We start from the raw sequence: 18,675 nt of genomic DNA on the forward strand, positions 1-18,675 counted from the left end.
TCGCGGTGTGACGCACAGTTTTGCGCGCTTTAAAGGCCATACACTGGCCCCACTACAGCTTGAACCGCGCGTGAGACTCGGCCATGACTCAGAACAGCACCCCCGCCTACACCCTAGGCAATGTCCCAGAAAAAATGATCAACAGCGCTCGCGTATTGCAAACGCCCTACGAGGGCAAGGTGGTCGAGTTTAACGTTGCCAGCTGGCTACAACTGCCAGGCTTGAACGACCTACAAATCAGTCTATTGATGAGTTACCAAGACGGCGGCCAAACCCGTGAAGTGCAGATTGATCATGGCCGCCTAAACGCACAGGGCAAGGTCATGCTTTCAGGCATTGCCCGTCTGCCGGTACGCCGCGCCCTGACCCAGCTGCGCGTGCAAGTGCGCAGCGGCATTACGCTGCAAAAGGTATTGATCGAGGAGTTGTTTGTGCAGCCTGTTGAGCTGGCCAAAACGCCACAAGTGCAGCTTTACGCCGCCAGCTAACGCACACAGCCTCAGCGTTAACCACACAAAGGGCGCGATGGAGACATCGCGCCCTTTGTGCTTTCCGTGCTGGACGGCTCGTTGTCGGCCGTACCTGGGCGATTCACCAATGACTCAGGCAAGCTATGGAAGTGCAATCCAGTGATGCGATTTAGCCGCTGCAACGCCTGCTCTGGGCATTGTTGATTCAGGGCTACTACCTTATCTGCCGCTTTCATGTCATCACTCATACGGAAACTCCTTCTCCGTTAAAGCCAAAGTCGTGCCAGCTACCTGCCAGCCTTTTAACTCATTCAATGACGCGAGCTAACCTCACCCTCTAACCAGCTGGCGACGCTGGGCGAGAGAACGCGCTCGCGCTCGTCATGCAATGCCACCAAGGCCACACGCAATGCGTCATACCATGAGGCATCTTGCTCTAACGTCTCGGGCAGTTGCTCGGGCGCCGGCAACGGCCACGGACAAGCAATCACCAACTCGTACAAGCTTAGACGGTCCAGATCACGGCACAGCACCCAATCACCGTCGCTGGTTCGGCAGACCATATCCAGCGCTTGTAACAGCGCCAGCATATCCGCCCAGTCCGCTTCGGGTAAGGGCCAGCCAGCGCGCTGCACGTCTTTTAGACGCACGGTTGAGCCACGATGCTGCGCCTCGTGAAACACCCGCAGAACGCCCATCAACACCAGCACAGGCGGTAAAGACATCCGCCGCCAAGCGCCGCTTGAACTCAAGTGACACACCAGCTCAGCGCCGAGCAATACGATGATCCACGACAGGTAAATCCAGAGCAAAAACACAGGAAAGGCCGCAAACGCGCCGTAAATCAGCTGAAAGCTGGGAAACATCTTCACGTACAGACCAAAAGTCGCTTTCGCCGCCTCAAACAGCAGCGCCGTCACCAAGGCCCCCACCAGCGCACGGCCGACCTTAACGCGCGCGTTTGGCACCGCCGAATACAGCAAGGTAAACGCACCCACACTGAGAACAAACGGCACAAAACGCAGCAAGGTGGCGATACCGGGCAGCGCCTCCGGCCCAGACAAGATCGACAGTGACGTCACATAGGTGCTCAACGCAAAACCGGCGCCTAGCAACAAAGGCCCCAAGCTCAAAATTGCCCAATACAGTAAAAAGCTAGATACGCCACGGCGTGGCTGCTGTACTCGCCAAATCGCATTGAAGGCTTTCTCGATGGTGACCAACATCATGAAAGCGGTAAACGCCAGCACAGCCACGCCAATCCAGGTCAGATTACGCGCTTGCGAAGCAAAGCCGCGCAGGTACTCCTGCACCACGCTGCCGGCTGAGGGCACAAAGTTTTGAAAGATGAAATCTTGGATTGCCTCACCCGCGCCCTGAAATGCAGGCACAGCAGCCAGCATAATGAAGGTCACGGTCATAATCGGCACCACCGCAAACAAGGTGGTGTAAGTCAGCGCAGCCGCACTATCGAGGGCTTTATCTTCCACAAAGCGGCCCAGCACAAAGCCGACAAAGTCCCAGGCGTCGCGTATCCGTTGCAGCATTGCCACTCCTTAACTGATCCGGCTTTCGTCATCGTGCCGGCTTGCGGCTAGAATAGCTGTCCTCCGTTATGACTGCGACCGCGAATTAGCCATGTCTGATCTACTGCTTTTGCATAACCCACGCTGCTCAAAATCACGCGGCGCTTTGGAAATCCTGCAACAACACAACATTGAACCCACTATCGTGCGTTATCTCGATGAGCCTTTAGACGCAAAGGCAATCGCCGCACTGCTGATCAAACTAGGGATCAGCCCACGCGAGCTGTTGCGCACAGGGGAAGAGGCCTACAAAAACTTAAATCTGGCAGACCCAAGCGTCAGCGATGCAGCGCTGATCGCCGCCATGACAGAGCACCCCAAACTGATCGAGCGCCCTATTTTTATCGCCGGTGATCGCGCCGTGATCGGCCGGCCGCCCGAGCGTGTGCTGGAGCTGTTAGCGTGAGCCCGTATGTTCTAGTGCTGTATTACAGTCGCCACGGCGCAACCGCCGAGATGGCGCAACTGATTGCCCGCGGCGTTGAGGCCACAGGCATTGAAGCGCGCCTGCGCTGCGTGCCCGAAGTGTCGCCCGACACCCACGCCAGCCAGGCCGAAGTGCCCGATAGCGGTGCTGTCTTTGCCACGTTAGATGACCTGCAGCACGCCAGTGGCTTGGTATTGGGCAGCCCGACACGGTTTGGCAACATGGCCGCGCCACTCAAGCACTTTATCGACAGCAGCAGTAGCTTATGGCTGTCGGGCGCTCTGGTCGGCAAGCCCGCGGCCGTGTTTACCTCAACCGCCAGCTTGCATGGCGGCCAAGAGAGCACCTTACTGTCGATGCTGTTGCCCTTGTTACACCACGGCATGCTGGTCTGCGGACTGCCCTACAGCGAAAGCGCACTTCTAGAAACGCGCGGTGGCGGCACGCCCTACGGCGCCAGTCACTTTGCCGGCCAAGACGGCAAACGCGCTATTGATGATCACGAAAAACGCCTCTGCCGCGCTCTTGGTGAGCGTGTCGGACGTCTTGCCTTGCAACTGGAGACTCCAGCATGAATCCGCGCCCTTGGTACTGGAGCACCCTGATCTTATTCGCCGCCCTGCTCGCCTTCTTAAGCGTGTGGGTGCTGCTGATTCGCGACTTGCACGGCGGCAACCCCTTTGCCGTGCTCAGCGTCCACATTGTGCCGCTGCTGATTTTTATACCGTGGCTCATCGCCGGACGGCGCAAAGCCTTTCAGGGTTTGTGCTTTGTACTGAATCTGTATTTTATTCAGGGCGTAACGACCGCCTTTGAGCCCGGCCGCTTATGGCTAGGCACCAGTGAAGCGCTGCTCACCACAGCCGTGTTTATTAGCGCCATGCTGTATGCCCGCGCCGACATGCAGCGCGCGCGCCGCGCATTAGGACTGTAAGCGGTCTCGTCGGACAGGGACGTCCGGCTACCAGCCCAGCACTTCTTTTAAGAAGGGAATGGTCAACTTGCGCTGTGCTTGCAAAGAGGCTTGATCAAGCTTCTCCAAGACCTCAAACAGCGCATTCATACTGCGCCCCGCTCGCGTGAGAATGAAGCGCCCGACTTCCTCAGGCATCTGCAGACCACGGCGAAAGGCGCGCAACTGCAAGGCGCGCAACTTGTCCTCATCCGACAACTCATGCACCTGAAACACCAACGCTTGCGATAAGCGCGAGCGCAAATCGGCCAAGGTTAAGGGCAACTCGCGCGGTGAAACATCGGCCGCAATCAACAGTCGTCTGCCGGCATCGCGCAGGCGATTAAACAAATGGAACAGTGCTTCTTGCCACTGTTCATTGCCTGTGACGCACTCTAAGCCGTCCAAACAAACCAGCTCAAACTGCTCCAGCCCCTCAAGCATATCGGGTGCAAAGGCGGCCACTTCTGCCAACGGCAAATACAACGCCGGCACGCCTTGCTGCTCAAGGCGATGACACGCAGCTTGTAACAAATGACTCCGGCCGACGCCTTGTGCGCCCCACAGGTAAACCAAGCTTTCTACCCAGCCGGCATCGCTTTCACACAAGCGCTCCACATAGCCTTGTGCCGCGGCATTGATGCCGGGATAAAAGTTGGCAAAGGTAGCGTCATCACGCAGACGAACGCCTAAGGGTAATTGAACCGGTTTCATCAAGACTCTTGCGAAGGCGGAGCAGGTTCCGCCGGCTTTCCGTAAAGATCGGAAAGTTTATATAAATCATGCACATGACGCAGCAAAACCATGATCACCGCAGCCACTGGCAGGGCTAACAACACGCCCACAAAGCCAAACAACTGACCGCCAGCCATGATGGCAAAGATTACCGCCACCGGGTGCAAGCCAATGCGATCGCCCACCAATAGCGGCGTCAACAACATGCCCTCGAGCATTTGCCCAACAGAAAAAACCGCCACGACGCCCAGCAACATGTACGGATCAACACCAAACTGAAACAGCGTCGCCACCAGCGCCGCGACTATGCCCACGGCAAAGCCCATGTACGGCACAATACTCGCCAAGCCAGCCAGCATGCCGATCAAGAGCCCCAGATCTAAACCGAGCAGCATCAACCCAAGCGCATATACCGTGCCCAAGGCCAACATCACCAGCAGCTGCCCGCGCAAAAAAGCGCCAATTACTTCATGGCACTCACCGGCAAGCGCAACAATCACGCCTTCTTGCCGACGCGGCAACAGGCTGCGCAGACGCGCCATCACATCGTCCCAGTCGCGCAGCAAATAAAAGCTCACCACCGGCACCAACACCAAGTTAGCCATCATCAACATCACGGCCATGCCCGATGAACTGGCGGCCTTGAGCAGGTTTTTCATCAAGCCCGAGGCATCACCCAAGTGATTCACCAGCGTCTTCTTTAGCTGATCGAGCTGCCAAAAATCATCTGCCAAGCCCAACTGCGACTGCACCCATGGCAGCCCTTGGCTTTGCAGCCAGTCCAATAATTGCGGTAAAAACTCAGCCAACTTGACCAGCTGACGGCCCAACAAAGGCAGCACGACCAGTAACGCCACCAGCATGAATAAGGTAAAAACGCCAAACACCAAGGTAACGGCCCAAGTGCGGCCCAAGCCCTTAGCCTCCAACCAATCGGCCAGAGGATCACCTAAATAGGCAATCAAAAAACCCAATAAAAACGGTGACAGAATCGGCTGCAATTGCGCGATCAGCCACCCTAGCAGGACTAACCCCGCGAGCCAAAGCCAGCGATTAGCAACGGTCATTCCAGTGTCCTCGCATGTCGATAATGTCGCCATCCTTGCCATCCATACTGCGCTGCGCTGCAAATCGCCAACACCGCCACGGCAACAATCAGCAGGGGTCGATAATCGGCGAACGCTGCCCACACACTCAGCTCAATCAAAGCGACCAACACCAAAAGTATTTGCATCACGGTTGATAACTTACCCAGCACCGTCGGCGCGATCCGCAATGCACCCACAAGATGTCGATAGAGCATGACGCCCGTGACAATAAAAGTATCGCGAGCCAGCACCAACACGGTTAGCCACCACGGAATCACCTGAGTAATGCTGAGGCACAGATAGCTGGTGACGAGCAGTAATTTATCGGCCAGCGGATCAATCATCGCGCCCACTCGGCTGGTCCAAGCAAAACGTCGCGCTAAAAAACCATCCAACGCATCTGACGCCCCCGCCAAGGCAAACAACCCCAACGCCTGACCGAAACGCTCGGCCAACAATAACCATGCAATCGGCACCACCAAGAGCATGCGCATGATGGTTAAAGCATTGGGTAACTGGCGCATCCAGCGCTGGGGCATAGAGGCTCCTTAGGGCCAGCGATAGTGTTCAGCCATACCCGCACTGTCGGCAGCAGGCAGCACTGGCTGACCATTGGCATCAACCCCAGGCTGAACCTGTGGGCGCGCCTCTGGCGCAGCAATGATGCCCGCCAGACCTAACTGCGCTGCCAGTTGCTCACGACTCGCCTGCAGCTGATAACTCATGCGATCAGCTTGAGCGCCTAGCAATTTAGGGTTAAACGGCTCCAGCAAACGCTCAAGCTGTGCATAACGGCCTAAGTCAGTCACGCCATGCACCACGAGCATAAACTGGCCCTGTTGTGCTGTATCAGCCACGACAAAGCGAGCAGCCAGCTGCGCTGCCAACTGCTGGTACACATCGCGCGACAAGGCCATCTGATCAGCGCCAGAGGCACTCCCGCGCACCTGCCATTCTCCCATCCAACCCTGCCATTGCGCTTCAAAGCCAGCCGCAACGGGTTTAGCCACCACGGCTAAACGCGCGTCAGAAGTGTAACGCTGTGACGCCGCCTCTAGCCCTTGTGGCTGCCCCGACACGGTTTCAAGACTGGCCAGTAATTGCTCATCTAAATCAGCCAACGGCAAGCTGATTGGCAGCCCAGCATACTGCGCGCCATTACGCAGGCTGGCGGCCTGCTCCGAACCATCACCCACCAAAGCCACGGTTTCATCGCTGGCTTGATTTAACCACCAGGTTAAAACCGCTGGGCGGCTCGCGCCCCACACCGCAACCCCCGCTTGCCGCAGAAGGTTATCCACCATGAGTGGATTAAACGCAGCCTCAAGCATCAAGCCATTCGGCAACTCACGATAACCGTACTGATTAGCAAAACCCTGCGGCGCCTTCAGCGCCTCTTGCACCACACTGTTATCCAGCGCTGTGCGACTACCACTGAGACGCTGCACCAACACCGCCAACGCACGCGACAACGCCGCATCACGCTCCTCGGCTTGTTGACCGGCGACCGGCTCACTCACGTCATACAAATTATCGACAGCAGCGGCACTCGCCAACATGGTCGACAGGGACAACAGCAACACACAGAACAGGCGAGGCATGGCGACAAACCCTAGGCGGAGTAACAAAGCTGGCATACCTTAAAAGCGCGCCGCGATGGGGGCAAGCATTCAACACCATTTATGCGTTAAAGATTGGCCTATTCCGCCACGCAGCACACCTACAAGCAAAGTTCACAGGTTGTATGGTGATCCCCGCTGGCAAAGCACCTTGGTGGTTAATGCAAAGTGATAACCAAACTACGTTTTTCACGGTGCTGACTTGTCTTACTTGGATTCGCCTCGTCGTCATTTATCGCTTAACGAGGTGCCCACGGCAGGTGGGTAAGATCAACAAGGCATGCCGCCGCAAAGCCGACACCTCACACCCGATCCAAGGGACTGCGCACAGCAAAGCCACCGCGATTCAGCACATGGGTATAGATTTGCGTGGTTTTCACGTCGGCATGCCCCAGCAACTCCTGCACCGTGCGAATATCCTGACCGCTCTCCAGCAGGTGAGTTGCAAACGAATGGCGAAATGTATGCGGGGTTGCCGGCTTGGCCAGCCCCACCCGGCGCACTGCATTGCGTACTGCACGCTGCACCGTTTTCTCATGAATATGATGGCGAAACGTACCGTCCGAGCGCGGATCGGCAGAGCGGTTTTTAGACGGGAAGACAAACTGCCAGCCCCACTCGCGCCCCGCATTCGGATACTTACGCGCCAACGCATTGGGCAACTTAGTGTTTCCAAACCCAGCCGCCAAATCCTGCTCATGTAAGCAACGAACCCGTAACAAGTGCTCCTGCAAAGGCGCCACCAGTCGAGCCGGCAACATGGTGATGCGGTCCTTCTGCCCCTTGCCATCACGAATCACAATTTCAAGCCGACTGAAATCCACATCCTTAACCCGCAAGCGCAGCGCCTCGAGCAAACGCATACCAGAGCCGTACAAAAGCCTCGCCACCAAACCCACGCTGCCATCCAACTGCGCCAACACATTCGCCACCTCCTCACGCGTCAACACCACCGGCAGCCGCTGAGGCCGCCGCGCGCGCACCACACCCTCCAGCCAAGGCAGCTCAAGTTTCAACACCTGCTGATAAAGGAACAAAATCGCCGACAAGGCCTGATTTTGCGTGGCAGCGGCCACATCACGGCGTACCGCCAAATGGGTCAAAAACGCCTCAACTTCTGGACCGCCCATCTCTTGCGGATGGCGATACTGATGGAAGCGAATGAAACGCCGCATCCACTCTAGGTAGACAGTTTCGGTACGAATCGAATAGTGTCGCAGACGGATCTGCTCGCGCACCAAGTCGAGCAGCTTAGGCTTGTCATCCATGTCGCAAAAACTCCCTGATCAATGTCGCGTTTAACCGCGCGAGATCAAGGCTAGTCAAGAGATTACCGACTGACAAGGAACGTTATGCGACACAAGTGGCGGAAAAAATTACCCCACTTTTGTCGTCTACTTATAGTTATACGACATTCTAGCTCGGAGGATTTAATGGGAATATTCTCAAGTGGTTCACGCAATTCACCAACCCTAATATGGGAAGCAATGAAAAGTGATGGCGGATTTTGTCCATACATATATAGAACCAAGGTTCCAGGAGGCTGGTTAGTATCAGCATCAAACAATGAAGGCTCGGGATTAACATTTATACCCGACCCTAAACATGAGTGGGACGGAAATTCACTTTAATAATCAAGTTTATTTTTGCATAACAAATACTTAACGAATGTACGCATAACAACTGGTTCAAACCGTTCGCTCCGCTCACTGGGACGGGCTAAAGCCCGCCCCTTAACCAAACGTTAGGCGCATTTGAATCATGCTGATCAAGCACCTCACCACAACGCAGCCACACGCCGCTTTTCAGCGCGCTGTTTTGCCGTTAGCTTTGGTGTTTCGTTCAAGTTCCGCGGTGCCGTTTGCAGGTTCGCCAGCGGGTTATTTGCGGTAAACAAAGGAAGTTTTTGACAGCATGGATCAAGTCGCAAATAACTACTTAGCCAACCGCACGCTTCGGCGTTTTGAGTCCTTCCGCTTGGGTGTTGCCTGCGGCTTCACGGCCACAACGCCGCATCCTAACAATGCGCTCAACGCCGCTCACTTCGTTCGCTGGACTGCCAAAAGCTGCGCTTTTGTCAGCCCGTTAGCTTAATCGTTAGGCACTCATTACGCCCAGGTGCTTGACGGTTTTTTACTCAACGGGGCAAGGAGAAATGGAATGAAAAGATTTGCTTGGGGTATCGCTCTAATGGTGCTGGGTGTTTTGGCGCTTATAGGTAGTAATGAGGTAAACGACGCAGCAGGAGGGGGATTTATGATGCTTATTGGCGGTGGCGTCTTGACCTACTATGGAAATCAATACCTTAAACGAGTGAAACAAGCATCTGCATTTGCATTGGAGATGATCCGCGAAGAGGGGAAAATTGACGCTAGGCAGATCGCCCAGCGTATTGGCGTGTCAGAAGTTGACATTAGAATGTATCTCGCTGAATCACAGAGAAAAGGCGTAATTCCTTTCAAAGCTGAAATTGTGTAGGGGGTTGAAATGAAGAGTACGGTAAGAAAAACGTGCCAATCGTGCAAGGTCGAGAAGAGCCTGTCTGATTTCCATAGGAATAAGACAAAGCCCGATGGTCATAACGGAATATGCAAAATCTGCCAAGCTGAGGTCGATAAAAAAAGCAAGCAGAAAGCAAATGCCTAACATTGCGCTCAAGCGGGACGCTGCGCATAAAGCCGCGCAGCGCCCCTTAGCTTGAACGTTAGGGCGCTTCACATAATGCTCAGAAACCACACCGCCACAACGAATCCACACGCCGCTTTTCAGCGCGCTGTTTTGTCGTTAGCTTTGTGGTTATCTGCCAGTTTCTCGGCGCCGCCTGTGGGTTCGCCGGCGGGTTATTTGCGGTAAGCATCAGAAGGTTTTGACAGCATGGATCGAGTCGCAAATAACTACTTTAGAAAGTCATCAGTTCGGCGTTTTTGGCCTTTTCGTTTGGGTTTGGCCTGTAGCTTCACAGCCACAACGAGCCATCCTAACAATGCGCTCAACGCCGCTCGCTCCGCTCACTGGACGTCCAAAAGCTGCGCTTTTGGCCGCCCGTTAGCTTAATCGTTATATTTTTAGGAGAGTTTATTGGACATAGCATCTATTTTTCTAGGATGGCTTCTAGGAATGCTTAGCCCAGTGATTGTAAGTAGAATTTATAGATACTATAAAAGAAATGACTTGCACTCAGGGATATCCAAAGAAATTAATCACATTAAAGAACGATTAATACTAACTCTCGATACAATTTCCCACACAACAGGCTCATACGATCGAGAGCTTATCAAGTGGCTGCTAGAAAATTATGAAAAAATTAAATCTGCAGAGCCCACAATATTAAAACTCTACCGTTTGCAGCTAGAGTCTAGCGATGAAGTGCTTCAAGCCATGATACACCATCAAGCCAAACCCGAAGGTACAGGTTTGAGTTTACAAAAATTCTCCCTCCTATTTGTCAATATGCATCTCTCCGAGATTTCATTATTTTCATCAGATCTTCAAGTAGAAATATTTGAATTGAAAAATCGAATCGAGATATTAAACTCAGAAGTAGCCCTAGCTGAAAAATATTTCTTCATGACTTTTGACTCAAATATTTCTACGGAAAATCAAGAAATTGTAAAAGTCGACCTAATCAACAAGTACATACATATTGAAAGCATGATTAAAAGAGCCATAGAACAAATCGATAAAGTAAATCGCATTAAAAAATATAACAATTGGTTCAAATCGCTCGCTTCGCTCACTGGGACGGGCTAAAGCCCGCCCCTTAACCAAACGTTAGGCGCATTCAATTCGTGGTCATAAAGCACCCAGCCACAGCGCAGCCACATGCCACTTTTCAGCGCAAGGTTTTGTCGTTAGCTTTGGTGTTTTGTTCAAGCCGTGCGGTGCTGCTTGTGGGTTCGCCGGCGGGTTATTTGCGGTAAACATGGGAGGTTTTGACAGCATGGATCGAGTCGCAAATAACTACTTTAGTCATCTTCCACTTCGGCGCTTTTGGCCTTTTCATTTCGGTGTTGCCTGTAGCTTCACAGCTACAACTTCGCATCCTAACAATGCGCTCAACGCCGCTCGTTTCACTCGCTGGACTGCCAAAAGCTGCGCTTTTGTCAGCCCGTTAGCTTAATCGTTAGGGCGCTTGAAATCGTGTTGGTAAACCATGCAACCACAACGCAGCCGCAGGCCACTTTTCACCACGCTGTTTTGTCGTTAGCTTTGGTGTTGTGTTCAAGCCCCGCAGTGCCGCCTGCAGGTTCGCCGACGGGTTATTTGCGGTAAGCAATGGAAGGTTTTGACAGCATGGATCGAGTCGCAAATAACTACTTAGCCAACCCCACGCTTCGACGTGAATCGCCATTTCGTTTGGGTGTTGCCAGTGGCTTCGCAGCTACAACTGCGCATCCTAACAATGCGCTCAACGCCGCTCACTTCGTTCGCTGGACTGCCAAAAGCTGCGCTTTTGTCAGCCCGTTAGCTTAATCGTTAGCCATGACAATAGAAGTCAGCGTCCGCATACAACAACTTGAAGAGTTACAGAAGGCACTCATGCCGCTGTGCGAACTTCTTCGTCTAGACAAGCCAACTTATTGGTTGGCTCACTTTGAGCGTTGCCTGCAAACCACTGATCATTTTTTGGCCAATGGTTTTGATCAGGCTTCACTAAATGAGTTTTCTATATCAGTACGAAATGTATTTGGCGGCATGGGTAGCTTTAATGATTATGTGCCACCCATGAACACCAAGGAGTCTTCAGCTTGGTATCAAAAATACGGTAACCCAGAAAACATAATTAGCCTTGTCTACAAAAATGCTTTAAACCTGATGGTTATTGGCGTGTGTCACGGCTAACAAGGCGCTCAAATCGCTCGCTTCGCTCACTGGGACGGGCTAAAGCCCGCCCCTTAGCTTAATCGTTAGGGCGCTTGAAATCGTGTTGGTAAACCAAGCAACCACAACGCAGCCACACGCTGCTTTTCAGCACGCTGTTTTGCCGTTAGCTTTGGTGTTTTGTTCAAGATCCGCGGTGCCGCTTGTAGGTTCGCCGGCGGGTTATTTGCGGTAAACAAGGGAAGGTTTTGACAGCATGGATCGGGTCGCAAATAACTACTTAGCCAACCCCACGCTTCGGCGCTTTGAGTCCTTCCGCTTGGGTGTTGCCTGTAGCTTCTCAGCTACAACTTCGCATCCTAACAATGCGCTCAACGCCGCTCACTTCGTTCGCTGGACTGCCAAAAGCTGCGCTTTTGTCAGCCCGTTAGCTTAATCGTTATGTTTCAATCCAGCCAAGGAGTACGCATGAGCAACGGAAAGTACAGCTCAATCCGCCTAACATTATTTAAACATGGCGGAGATTCATTCTTGGCTGCATTGGACGAGGCTAACATCCCCCATGGCCCGATCCATATGTTCACGGGTAGGCCTCAAGCGTCTGGCATAGTCGAGACTATCACTGCTCTCTCAGAAGCAATGCCTTGGAGTGCTCTCTCAAAAATCATTGTGGCGTGGATAGAAGCAAGAAAAAGCCGAGAAATAATAATTCACACAGAAACCGGCGAGGTAATACATGCCAAAGGCTACTCTGCTGCGGAAGTCCAAAAATTCCTTCCCAAATCTACAAACGTCATAATTATCGATACAAAACCGAGAGATGAAACATAACAATTGGTTCAAGCCACTCGCTTCGCTCGCTCGGGACCGGCTAAAGCCGGCCCCTTAACCAAACGTTAGGGCGCATTAAAAAATGCCTAGAAACTACCGAGCAACAACGAATCCACACGCCGCTTTTCAGCGCGCTGTTTTGTCGTTAGCTTTGGTGTTTTGCTCAAGCTCCGCGGTGCCGTTTGCTGGTTCGCCGTCGGGTTATTTGCGGTAAGCATTGGAAGGTTTTGACAGCATGGATCGAGTCGCAAATAACTACGTGTTTCGTCTTTACACCGCGTGCGTTTCGCCTTTTCGTTTGGGTGCTGCCTGTAGCTTCACAGCCACAACTTCGCATCCTAACAATGCGCTCAACGCCGCTCGTTTCACTCGCTGGACCGCCAAAAGCTGCGCTTTTGTCGGCCCGTTAGCTTAATCGTTAGAGATCACAAGATGTCCCATGCCAAAGCTTCATTCGAGCACGGAATAAGAGATGCAGAGGAGCTTTTGGCTCACTTCGACGCAATTAATGCCAATCCCCCACCTCCTAATGCAGAGGTTTTAAAGCGTGCAGGACTAGTGATGGCGCTTACGGCATGGGAAACATACGTCGAAGATCGTGTAACGGAGGCAATGAACAAGAGACTTGCAGCTGTTGCAGGAAGCTATGTCGGCGAGTTCATTCAAAAGAAACTGCAGCAAGAACTTAAGCAGTTCCACAACCCAACATCAGATAAAACAAAACGTTTATTCCTTGACTATCTCGGCATCGATATCACTCAAGGCTGGAACTGGGCAAATAACGACCCAGAAAAAGCCAAGAAATCACTGAACGAGTGGATATCCAAAAGAGGTGATGCAGTACATCGCTCCAAGCCAATAAACAATGGCTCCCCTGCGGCCCACCTCATAAAGCGCGACGAGCTCGAAAAAGTCATACGTTTCATCAAAGAGCTGGTAAAAGCAACCGACTCATACCTGGAATGCAATCTCTAACAAATGGTTCAAACCGTTCGCTTCGCTCACTGGGACGGGCTAAAGCCCGCCCCTTAACCAAACGTTAGGCGCATTCAATTCGTGGTCATAAAGCACTCAGCCACAACGCAGCCACACGATGCTTTTCAGCGCGCTGTTTTGTCGTTAGCTTTGGTGTTTTGCTTAAGCTCCGCGGCGCCGCTTGCAGGTTCGCCGGCGGGTTATTTGCGGTAAACAATGGAAGGTTTTGACAGCATGGATCGGGTCGCAAATAACTACTTGGGTCATCTTCCACTTCGGCGTTCTTGGCCTTTTCGTTTGGGTGTTGCCTGTAGCTTTACAGCCACAACTTCGCATCCTAACAATGCGCTCAACGCCGCTCGTTTCACTCGCTGGACTGCCAAAAGCTGCGCTTTTGGCAGCCCGTTAGCTTAATCGTTAGGGCGCTTGAAATCGTGTTGGTAAACCATGCAACCACAACGACACCACACGCTGATTTTCAGCACGCTGTTTTGCCGTTAGCTTTGGTGTTTCGTTCAAGCTCCGCGGTGCCGTTTGCAGGTTCGCCAGCGGGTTATTTGCGGCAAGCATGGGAAGGTTTTGACAGCATGGATCGAGTCGCAAATAACTACTTAGCCAACCGCCCGCTTCGGCGTTTTTGGCCTTTTCGTTTGGGTGTTGCCTGCGGCCTCACGGCTACAACGTCGCATCCTAACAATGCGCTCAACGCCGCTCACTTCGTTCGCTGGACTGCCAAAAGCTGCGCTTTTGTCAGCCCGTTAGCTTAATCGTTAGAGGCAAAAATGCCTGATCGCCAAATCCCTGCTCTTGCGTCTGTTATCTGGCTATCTATCGCAAGCAGTTATGCAAGCGCAGAATCACAAGCGGAATATGCAGAGAAAGCGCATGCCTCTTGGCAGCAGCAGAACCAGTTAATGGAAGAAAGCTACAATCGCCTCCTGTCAGAAGCCGAAGCAGAGCCAAATAAAGAACCAGCCCAGCAGCTCAAAAAGGCAAAGGAGCATTGGGTGGAGTTTAGAAATTTATTCTGCAAGTCAGTAAGCCAGACCTACGGAGGGCAATGGCAGTCAGTGCGTGAGTCAGAGTGCATGGTAAACCTAGCAAACCAGTTAAAAGCAACTACTGACACATACGGGTGGTAGCCTCTAACAATGCGCTTAACGCCGCTCACTTCGTTCGCTGGACTGCCAAAAGCTGCGCTTTTGTCAGCCCGTTAGCTTAATCGTTAGGGCGCTTGAAAAATGCCTAGAAACTTCCCAGCCATAACGAACCCACGCGCTGCTTTTCAGCGCACTGTTTTGTCGTTAGCTTTGGTGTTTTGCTCAAGCTCCGCGGTGCCGTTTGCTGGTTCGCCGACGGGTTATTTGCGGTAAACAATGGAAGGTTTTGACAGCATGGATCGAGTCGCAAATAACTACTTGGGTCATCGCCCGCTTCGGCGCTTTTGGCCTTTTCGTTTCGGTGTTGCCTGTAGCTTCACGGCTACAACTTCGCATCCTAACAATGCGCTCAACGCCGCTCACTTCGTTCGCTGGACTGCCAAAAGCTGCGCTTTTGTCAGCCCGTTAGCTTAATCGTTAGGGCGCTTGAAAAATGCCTATAAACTACCCAGCCACAACGAACCCACGCGCTGCTTTCCAGCGCGCTGTTTTGTCGTTAGCTTTGGTGTTTTGCTTAAGCTCCGCGGCGCCGCTTGCAGGTTCGCCGGCGGGTTATTTGCGGTAAACAATGGAAGGTTTTGACAGCATGGATCGGGTCGCAAATAACTACTTGGGTCATCTTCCACTTCGGCGTTCTTGGCCTTTTCGTTTGGGTGTTGCCTGTAGCTTCACGGCTACAACTTCGCATCCTAACAATGCGCTCAACGCCGCTCACTTCGTTCGCTGGACTGCCAAAAGCTGCGCTTTTGTCAGCCCGTTAGCTTAATCGTTAGGCAACACATGTACTACGTAGCGAATCTAATAATCCCCGCAGCAGTCTACGTGCTCTTGGCACTATTTGGTGCTTTCGGCGAGAGTCACAGCATCATTTCCAGCCTACCCATCTACTACACAATGTTCTCAATTCCGCACTGGATTTGGGCCGGAATTTCCGCATACTTTGAAGCCTCAAAGAAAACCACCATCGGAGGGTTTTCTGGCTTAAACGCCCTATTTCTAGCTATAGGCATTTTCAGTATTCTTCAAGAAAAATCACCAGACTCTGCCAACATTTGGTTTCTATACTACTTCGCATCGCCGATACTAATTGCTATCGGCGCATATATTGGCGCAGCAATAAACAGCAAACGTGCAGGTGCAGCCTAACAATGCGCTCAACGCCGCTCGTTTCACTCGCTGGACGTCCAAAAGCTGCGCTTTTGGCCGCCCGTTAGCTTATCGTTAGGTGCTGCTATGACTCACCACACGCAGCAGTGCAGCTGCTGTAAATCCGAAGTATCAGGCGAGCTTTATCACTTAGGGTTCAGTGATATGGAGGCAGTATATTGTGAGCGCTGCCCAAATGTATTGCTCATCAAAGATCCTGATTTTTACAGTAAAATCGGAGTTGCATTTCCAAATCTTATGGCTGGCGACAAAGGATGGCAGGAATATGACAAGCACCTTCTCCCATACTTTGCAGAAACAGAGAAACACTTTCCGCTATGTTCTTGTGGCGCCCATTTCCGTTACATGGCAGCTCCGCGCTGCCCAAAATGTCACAACTATATTTTGGGCAAAGGTTACGGCGACAAGCCCGTCTACAGAAACGCCAGGTACGTTTTTGTCACAAATGAATCAATATACATCTGAGTCGCACCTAACTAGCGGTTCAAGTCGTTCGCTTCGCTCACTGGGACGTCCAAAAGCTGCGCTTTTGGCCGCCCCTTAACCAAACGTTATACCTTAAAGAGGATTGCGCCCTGAAAAACCTTGCCCAGAAAACAAGAAATTTCCTTGAGGCAAACCATGCGGGTTTGGATCTTCCCTTTCTAAGTATGTTTCCGCGCAACTGCTGTGAAATAGCATCGCTTGTTCTGGGCAAAGTGCTGGTTGATGAATACCCTGAAAAAGAAATATTCATGGTCAAGGCTGAGTTAGCTGGGCATGGGCGGCATTTCTGGCTTAAATCAGGTAAAGAAATTTACGACATCACTGCCGACCAATTTGAAGAGATTGAGCGTCCCATCATCGGCGAGCTCTCCAGCCCACTAGCCAAGAAATACAAGGCCTATGAGGTTTCAGAAATTCGCTCCGAGCTAGCAGAGAACGATTTCGGGATTCATATCAGTATATTTTCTGAAATCTCAAAGACAGTCCGAGAAATGGCATAACAATGCGCTCAACTGTCGCTCACTTCGTTCGCTGGACGTCCAAAAGCTGCGCTTTTGGCCGCCCGTTAGCTTAATCGTTAGGGCGCTTGAAATCGTGTTGGCAAACCATGCAACCACAACGGGTCCACACGCTGCTTTTCAGCACGCTGTTTTATCGTTAGCTTTGGTGTTTTGTTTTGCCCGCGCGGTGCCGCTTGTAGGTTCGCCAGCGGGTTATTTGCGGTAAACAATGTAAGGTTTTGACAGCATGGATCGAGTCGCAAATAACTGCTTAGCCAATCGCCCGCTTCGGCGTTTTGAGTCCTTCCGCTTGGGTGTTGCCTGCGGCTTCACGGCCACAACGCCGCATCCTAACAATGCGCTCAACGCCGCTCGTTTCACTCGCTGGACTGCCAAAAGCTGCGCTTTTGTCAGCCCGTTAGCTTAATCGTTAGGGCGCTTGAAATCGTGTTGGTAAGCCATGCAACCACAACGAATCCACACGCTGCTTTTCAGCACGCTGTTTTGTCGTTAGCTTTGGTGTTTCGTTCAAGCTCCGCGGTGCCGTTTGCAGGTTCGCCGACGGGTTATTTGCGGTAAACAATGGAAGGTTTTGACAGCATGGATCGAGTCGCAAATAACTGCTTAGCCAACCGCCAGCTTCGGCGAGTGTCGCCATTTCGTTTGGGTGTTGCCTGTAGCCACACAGCTACAACTTCGCATCCTAACAATGCGCTCAACGCCGCTCGTTTCACTCGCTGGACTGCCAAAAGCTGCGCTTTTGTCAGCCCGTTAGCTTAATCGTTAGGCGCATTCAATTCGTGGTCATAAAGCACCCAGCCACAACGCAGCCGCAGGCCACTTTTCAGCGCGCTGTTTTGTCGTTAGCTTTGGTGTTTTGCTCAAGCTCCGCGGTGTCGTTTGCAGGTTCGCCGTCGGGTTATTTGCGGTAAACAATGGAAGGTTTTGGCAGCATGGATCGAGTCGCAAATAACTACTTAGCCAACCCCACGCTTCGGCGTGAATCGCCATTTCGTTTGGGTGTTGCCTGCGGCTTCACGGCTACAACTTCGCATCCTAACAATGCGCTCAACGCCGCTCGTTTCACTCGCTGGACTGCCAAAAGCTGCGCTTTTGTCAGCCCGTTAGCTTAATCGTTAGGCGCATTTGAATCGTGGTTATCCAACACCTCGCCACAACGAATCCACAGGCCGCTTTTCAGCGCGCGGTTTTGTCGTTAGCTTTGGTGTTTTGCTCAAGCTCGGCGGCGCCGTTTGCAGGTTCGCCAGCGAGTTATTTGCGGTAAACAATGGAAGGTTTTGACAGCATGGATCGAGTCGCAAATAACTACTTAGCCAACCGCACGCTTCGGCGTTTTGAGTCCTTCCGCTTGGGTGTTGCCTGCGGCTTCACGGCCACAACTTCGCATCCTAACAATGCGCTCAACGCCGCTCGTTTCACTCGCTGGACCGCCAAAAGCTGCGCTTTTGTCGGCCCGTTAGCTTAATCGTTAGGCGCATTTGAATCGTGGTTATCAAACACCTCGCCACAACGCAGCCACACGCTGCTTTTCAGCGCGCTGTTTTGTCGTTAGTTTTGCTGCTTCGCTCAAGCCCCGCGGTGCCGTTTGCAGGTTCGCCGTCGGGTTATTTGCGGTAAGCAAAGGAAGGTTTTGACAGCATGGATCGAGTCGCAAATAACTACTTAGCCAACCGCACGCTTCGGCGTGAATCGCCATTTCGTTTGGGTGTGGCCTGTAGCTTCGCAGCTACAACTGTGCATCCTAACAATGCGCTCAACGTCGCTCGTTTCACTCGCTGGACTGCCAAAAGCTGCGCTTTTGTCAGCCCGTTAGCTTAATCGTTAGGGCGCTTGAAAT

20 protein-coding genes are annotated in these 18,675 nt (G+C 52.4%); 13 read left to right on the forward strand and 7 right to left on the reverse strand.

Annotation, left to right across the window (positions count from 1 at the left end; translation table 11 throughout):
- Positions 1–83 precede the first annotated feature (83 nt).
- On the forward strand, positions 84–488 hold the full coding sequence (locus MKI83_RS08335) for a hypothetical protein (protein WP_241584836.1): 405 nt from the start codon (positions 84–86) through the stop codon (positions 486–488).
- Positions 489–505: 17 nt separating this feature from the next.
- Here MKI83_RS08335 and MKI83_RS08340 read toward each other — a convergent pair whose 3' ends face one another.
- Positions 506–718 carry a hypothetical protein gene (locus MKI83_RS08340; protein ID WP_241584838.1) on the reverse strand — a complete coding sequence of 71 codons (213 nt, stop codon included), beginning with the start codon at positions 716–718 and terminating at the stop codon, positions 506–508.
- Between the two features lie 63 nt (positions 719–781).
- A complete protein-coding gene (locus MKI83_RS08345; RefSeq protein ID WP_241584840.1) occupies positions 782–2,017 on the reverse strand; it encodes a YihY family inner membrane protein in 1,236 nt (411 codons plus the stop codon).
- A gap of 91 nt (positions 2,018–2,108) precedes the next feature.
- On the opposite strand from MKI83_RS08345, the gene arsC reads away from it, so the two are divergent.
- Genes arsC through MKI83_RS08360 form a run of 3 tightly spaced genes read left to right on the forward strand, consistent with a single transcriptional unit; the run spans position 2,109 to position 3,417 of the window.
- Entirely contained in the window at positions 2,109–2,462 is a 354-nt protein-coding gene (gene arsC / locus MKI83_RS08350; RefSeq protein ID WP_241584842.1) for an arsenate reductase (glutaredoxin), read from the forward strand.
- Entirely contained in the window at positions 2,459–3,058 is a 600-nt protein-coding gene (gene wrbA / locus MKI83_RS08355) for an NAD(P)H:quinone oxidoreductase (protein WP_370867371.1), read from the forward strand. The genes arsC and wrbA overlap by 4 nt, the downstream gene beginning before the upstream one ends.
- Positions 3,055–3,417, forward strand: a complete 363-nt coding sequence (locus MKI83_RS08360) for a DUF2069 domain-containing protein (protein WP_241584844.1) — start codon at positions 3,055–3,057, stop codon at positions 3,415–3,417. Before wrbA ends, MKI83_RS08360 begins: the two co-directional genes overlap by 4 nt.
- A gap of 27 nt (positions 3,418–3,444) precedes the next feature.
- Here MKI83_RS08360 and hda read toward each other — a convergent pair whose 3' ends face one another.
- The 5 genes from hda to MKI83_RS08385 all read right to left on the reverse strand — a co-directional run bounded on the left by hda (position 3,445) and on the right by MKI83_RS08385 (position 8,145).
- Positions 3,445–4,149: a DnaA regulatory inactivator Hda gene (gene hda, locus MKI83_RS08365; protein WP_241584846.1), complete on the reverse strand. Its 705-nt coding sequence runs from the start codon at positions 4,147–4,149 to the stop codon at positions 3,445–3,447.
- On the reverse strand, positions 4,149–5,237 hold the full coding sequence (locus tag MKI83_RS08370) for an AI-2E family transporter (RefSeq protein WP_241584848.1): 1,089 nt from the start codon (positions 5,235–5,237) through the stop codon (positions 4,149–4,151). The genes hda and MKI83_RS08370 overlap by 1 nt, the downstream gene beginning before the upstream one ends.
- Entirely contained in the window at positions 5,234–5,797 is a 564-nt protein-coding gene (locus MKI83_RS08375) for a CDP-alcohol phosphatidyltransferase family protein (protein WP_241584850.1), read from the reverse strand. The genes MKI83_RS08370 and MKI83_RS08375 overlap by 4 nt, the downstream gene beginning before the upstream one ends.
- Positions 5,798–5,806: 9 nt before the next feature.
- Positions 5,807–6,859 carry a DUF2066 domain-containing protein gene (locus tag MKI83_RS08380; protein ID WP_241584852.1) on the reverse strand — a complete coding sequence of 351 codons (1,053 nt, stop codon included), beginning with the start codon at positions 6,857–6,859 and terminating at the stop codon, positions 5,807–5,809.
- Between the two features lie 320 nt (positions 6,860–7,179).
- Complete coding sequence (locus MKI83_RS08385; RefSeq protein WP_241584854.1) at positions 7,180–8,145, reverse strand: integron integrase; 966 nt, start codon at positions 8,143–8,145, stop codon at positions 7,180–7,182.
- 892 nt (positions 8,146–9,037) lie between these two features.
- Here MKI83_RS08385 and MKI83_RS08390 point away from each other — a divergent pair.
- The 9 genes from MKI83_RS08390 to MKI83_RS08430 all read left to right on the forward strand — a co-directional run bounded on the left by MKI83_RS08390 (position 9,038) and on the right by MKI83_RS08430 (position 16,817).
- Positions 9,038–9,355: a hypothetical protein gene (locus tag MKI83_RS08390; protein WP_241584855.1), complete on the forward strand. Its 318-nt coding sequence runs from the start codon at positions 9,038–9,040 to the stop codon at positions 9,353–9,355.
- Positions 9,356–9,955: 600 nt separating this feature from the next.
- Positions 9,956–10,627, forward strand: coding sequence for a hypothetical protein (locus MKI83_RS08395; protein WP_241584856.1), 672 nt, complete (start codon positions 9,956–9,958; stop codon positions 10,625–10,627).
- Positions 10,628–11,359: 732 nt separating this feature from the next.
- Positions 11,360–11,719 (forward strand): DUF6966 domain-containing protein, encoded by a 360-nt coding sequence (locus tag MKI83_RS08400; protein WP_241584857.1) that lies wholly within the window; start codon positions 11,360–11,362, stop codon positions 11,717–11,719.
- Between the two features lie 447 nt (positions 11,720–12,166).
- The gene (locus MKI83_RS08405; RefSeq protein WP_241584858.1) at positions 12,167–12,529 is read left to right on the forward strand and encodes a hypothetical protein; all 363 of its coding nucleotides are present in this window, start codon (positions 12,167–12,169) and stop codon (positions 12,527–12,529) included.
- 432 nt (positions 12,530–12,961) lie between these two features.
- Positions 12,962–13,504: a HEPN domain-containing protein gene (locus tag MKI83_RS08410; protein WP_241584859.1), complete on the forward strand. Its 543-nt coding sequence runs from the start codon at positions 12,962–12,964 to the stop codon at positions 13,502–13,504.
- 782 nt (positions 13,505–14,286) lie between these two features.
- Entirely contained in the window at positions 14,287–14,646 is a 360-nt protein-coding gene (locus tag MKI83_RS08415; protein ID WP_241584860.1) for a lysozyme inhibitor LprI family protein, read from the forward strand.
- A gap of 840 nt (positions 14,647–15,486) precedes the next feature.
- On the forward strand, positions 15,487–15,810 hold the full coding sequence (locus MKI83_RS08420; protein WP_241584861.1) for a hypothetical protein: 324 nt from the start codon (positions 15,487–15,489) through the stop codon (positions 15,808–15,810).
- A gap of 87 nt (positions 15,811–15,897) precedes the next feature.
- A complete protein-coding gene (locus tag MKI83_RS08425) occupies positions 15,898–16,296 on the forward strand; it encodes a hypothetical protein (RefSeq protein WP_241584862.1) in 399 nt (132 codons plus the stop codon).
- 164 nt (positions 16,297–16,460) lie between these two features.
- Positions 16,461–16,817, forward strand: coding sequence for a hypothetical protein (locus MKI83_RS08430; protein WP_241584863.1), 357 nt, complete (start codon positions 16,461–16,463; stop codon positions 16,815–16,817).
- The last annotated feature ends 1,858 nt before the right edge of the window (positions 16,818–18,675 follow it).

The organism is Atopomonas sediminilitoris (assembly GCF_022601735.1).
GTDB classification, from domain to species: domain Bacteria; phylum Pseudomonadota; class Gammaproteobacteria; order Pseudomonadales; family Pseudomonadaceae; genus Atopomonas; species Atopomonas sediminilitoris.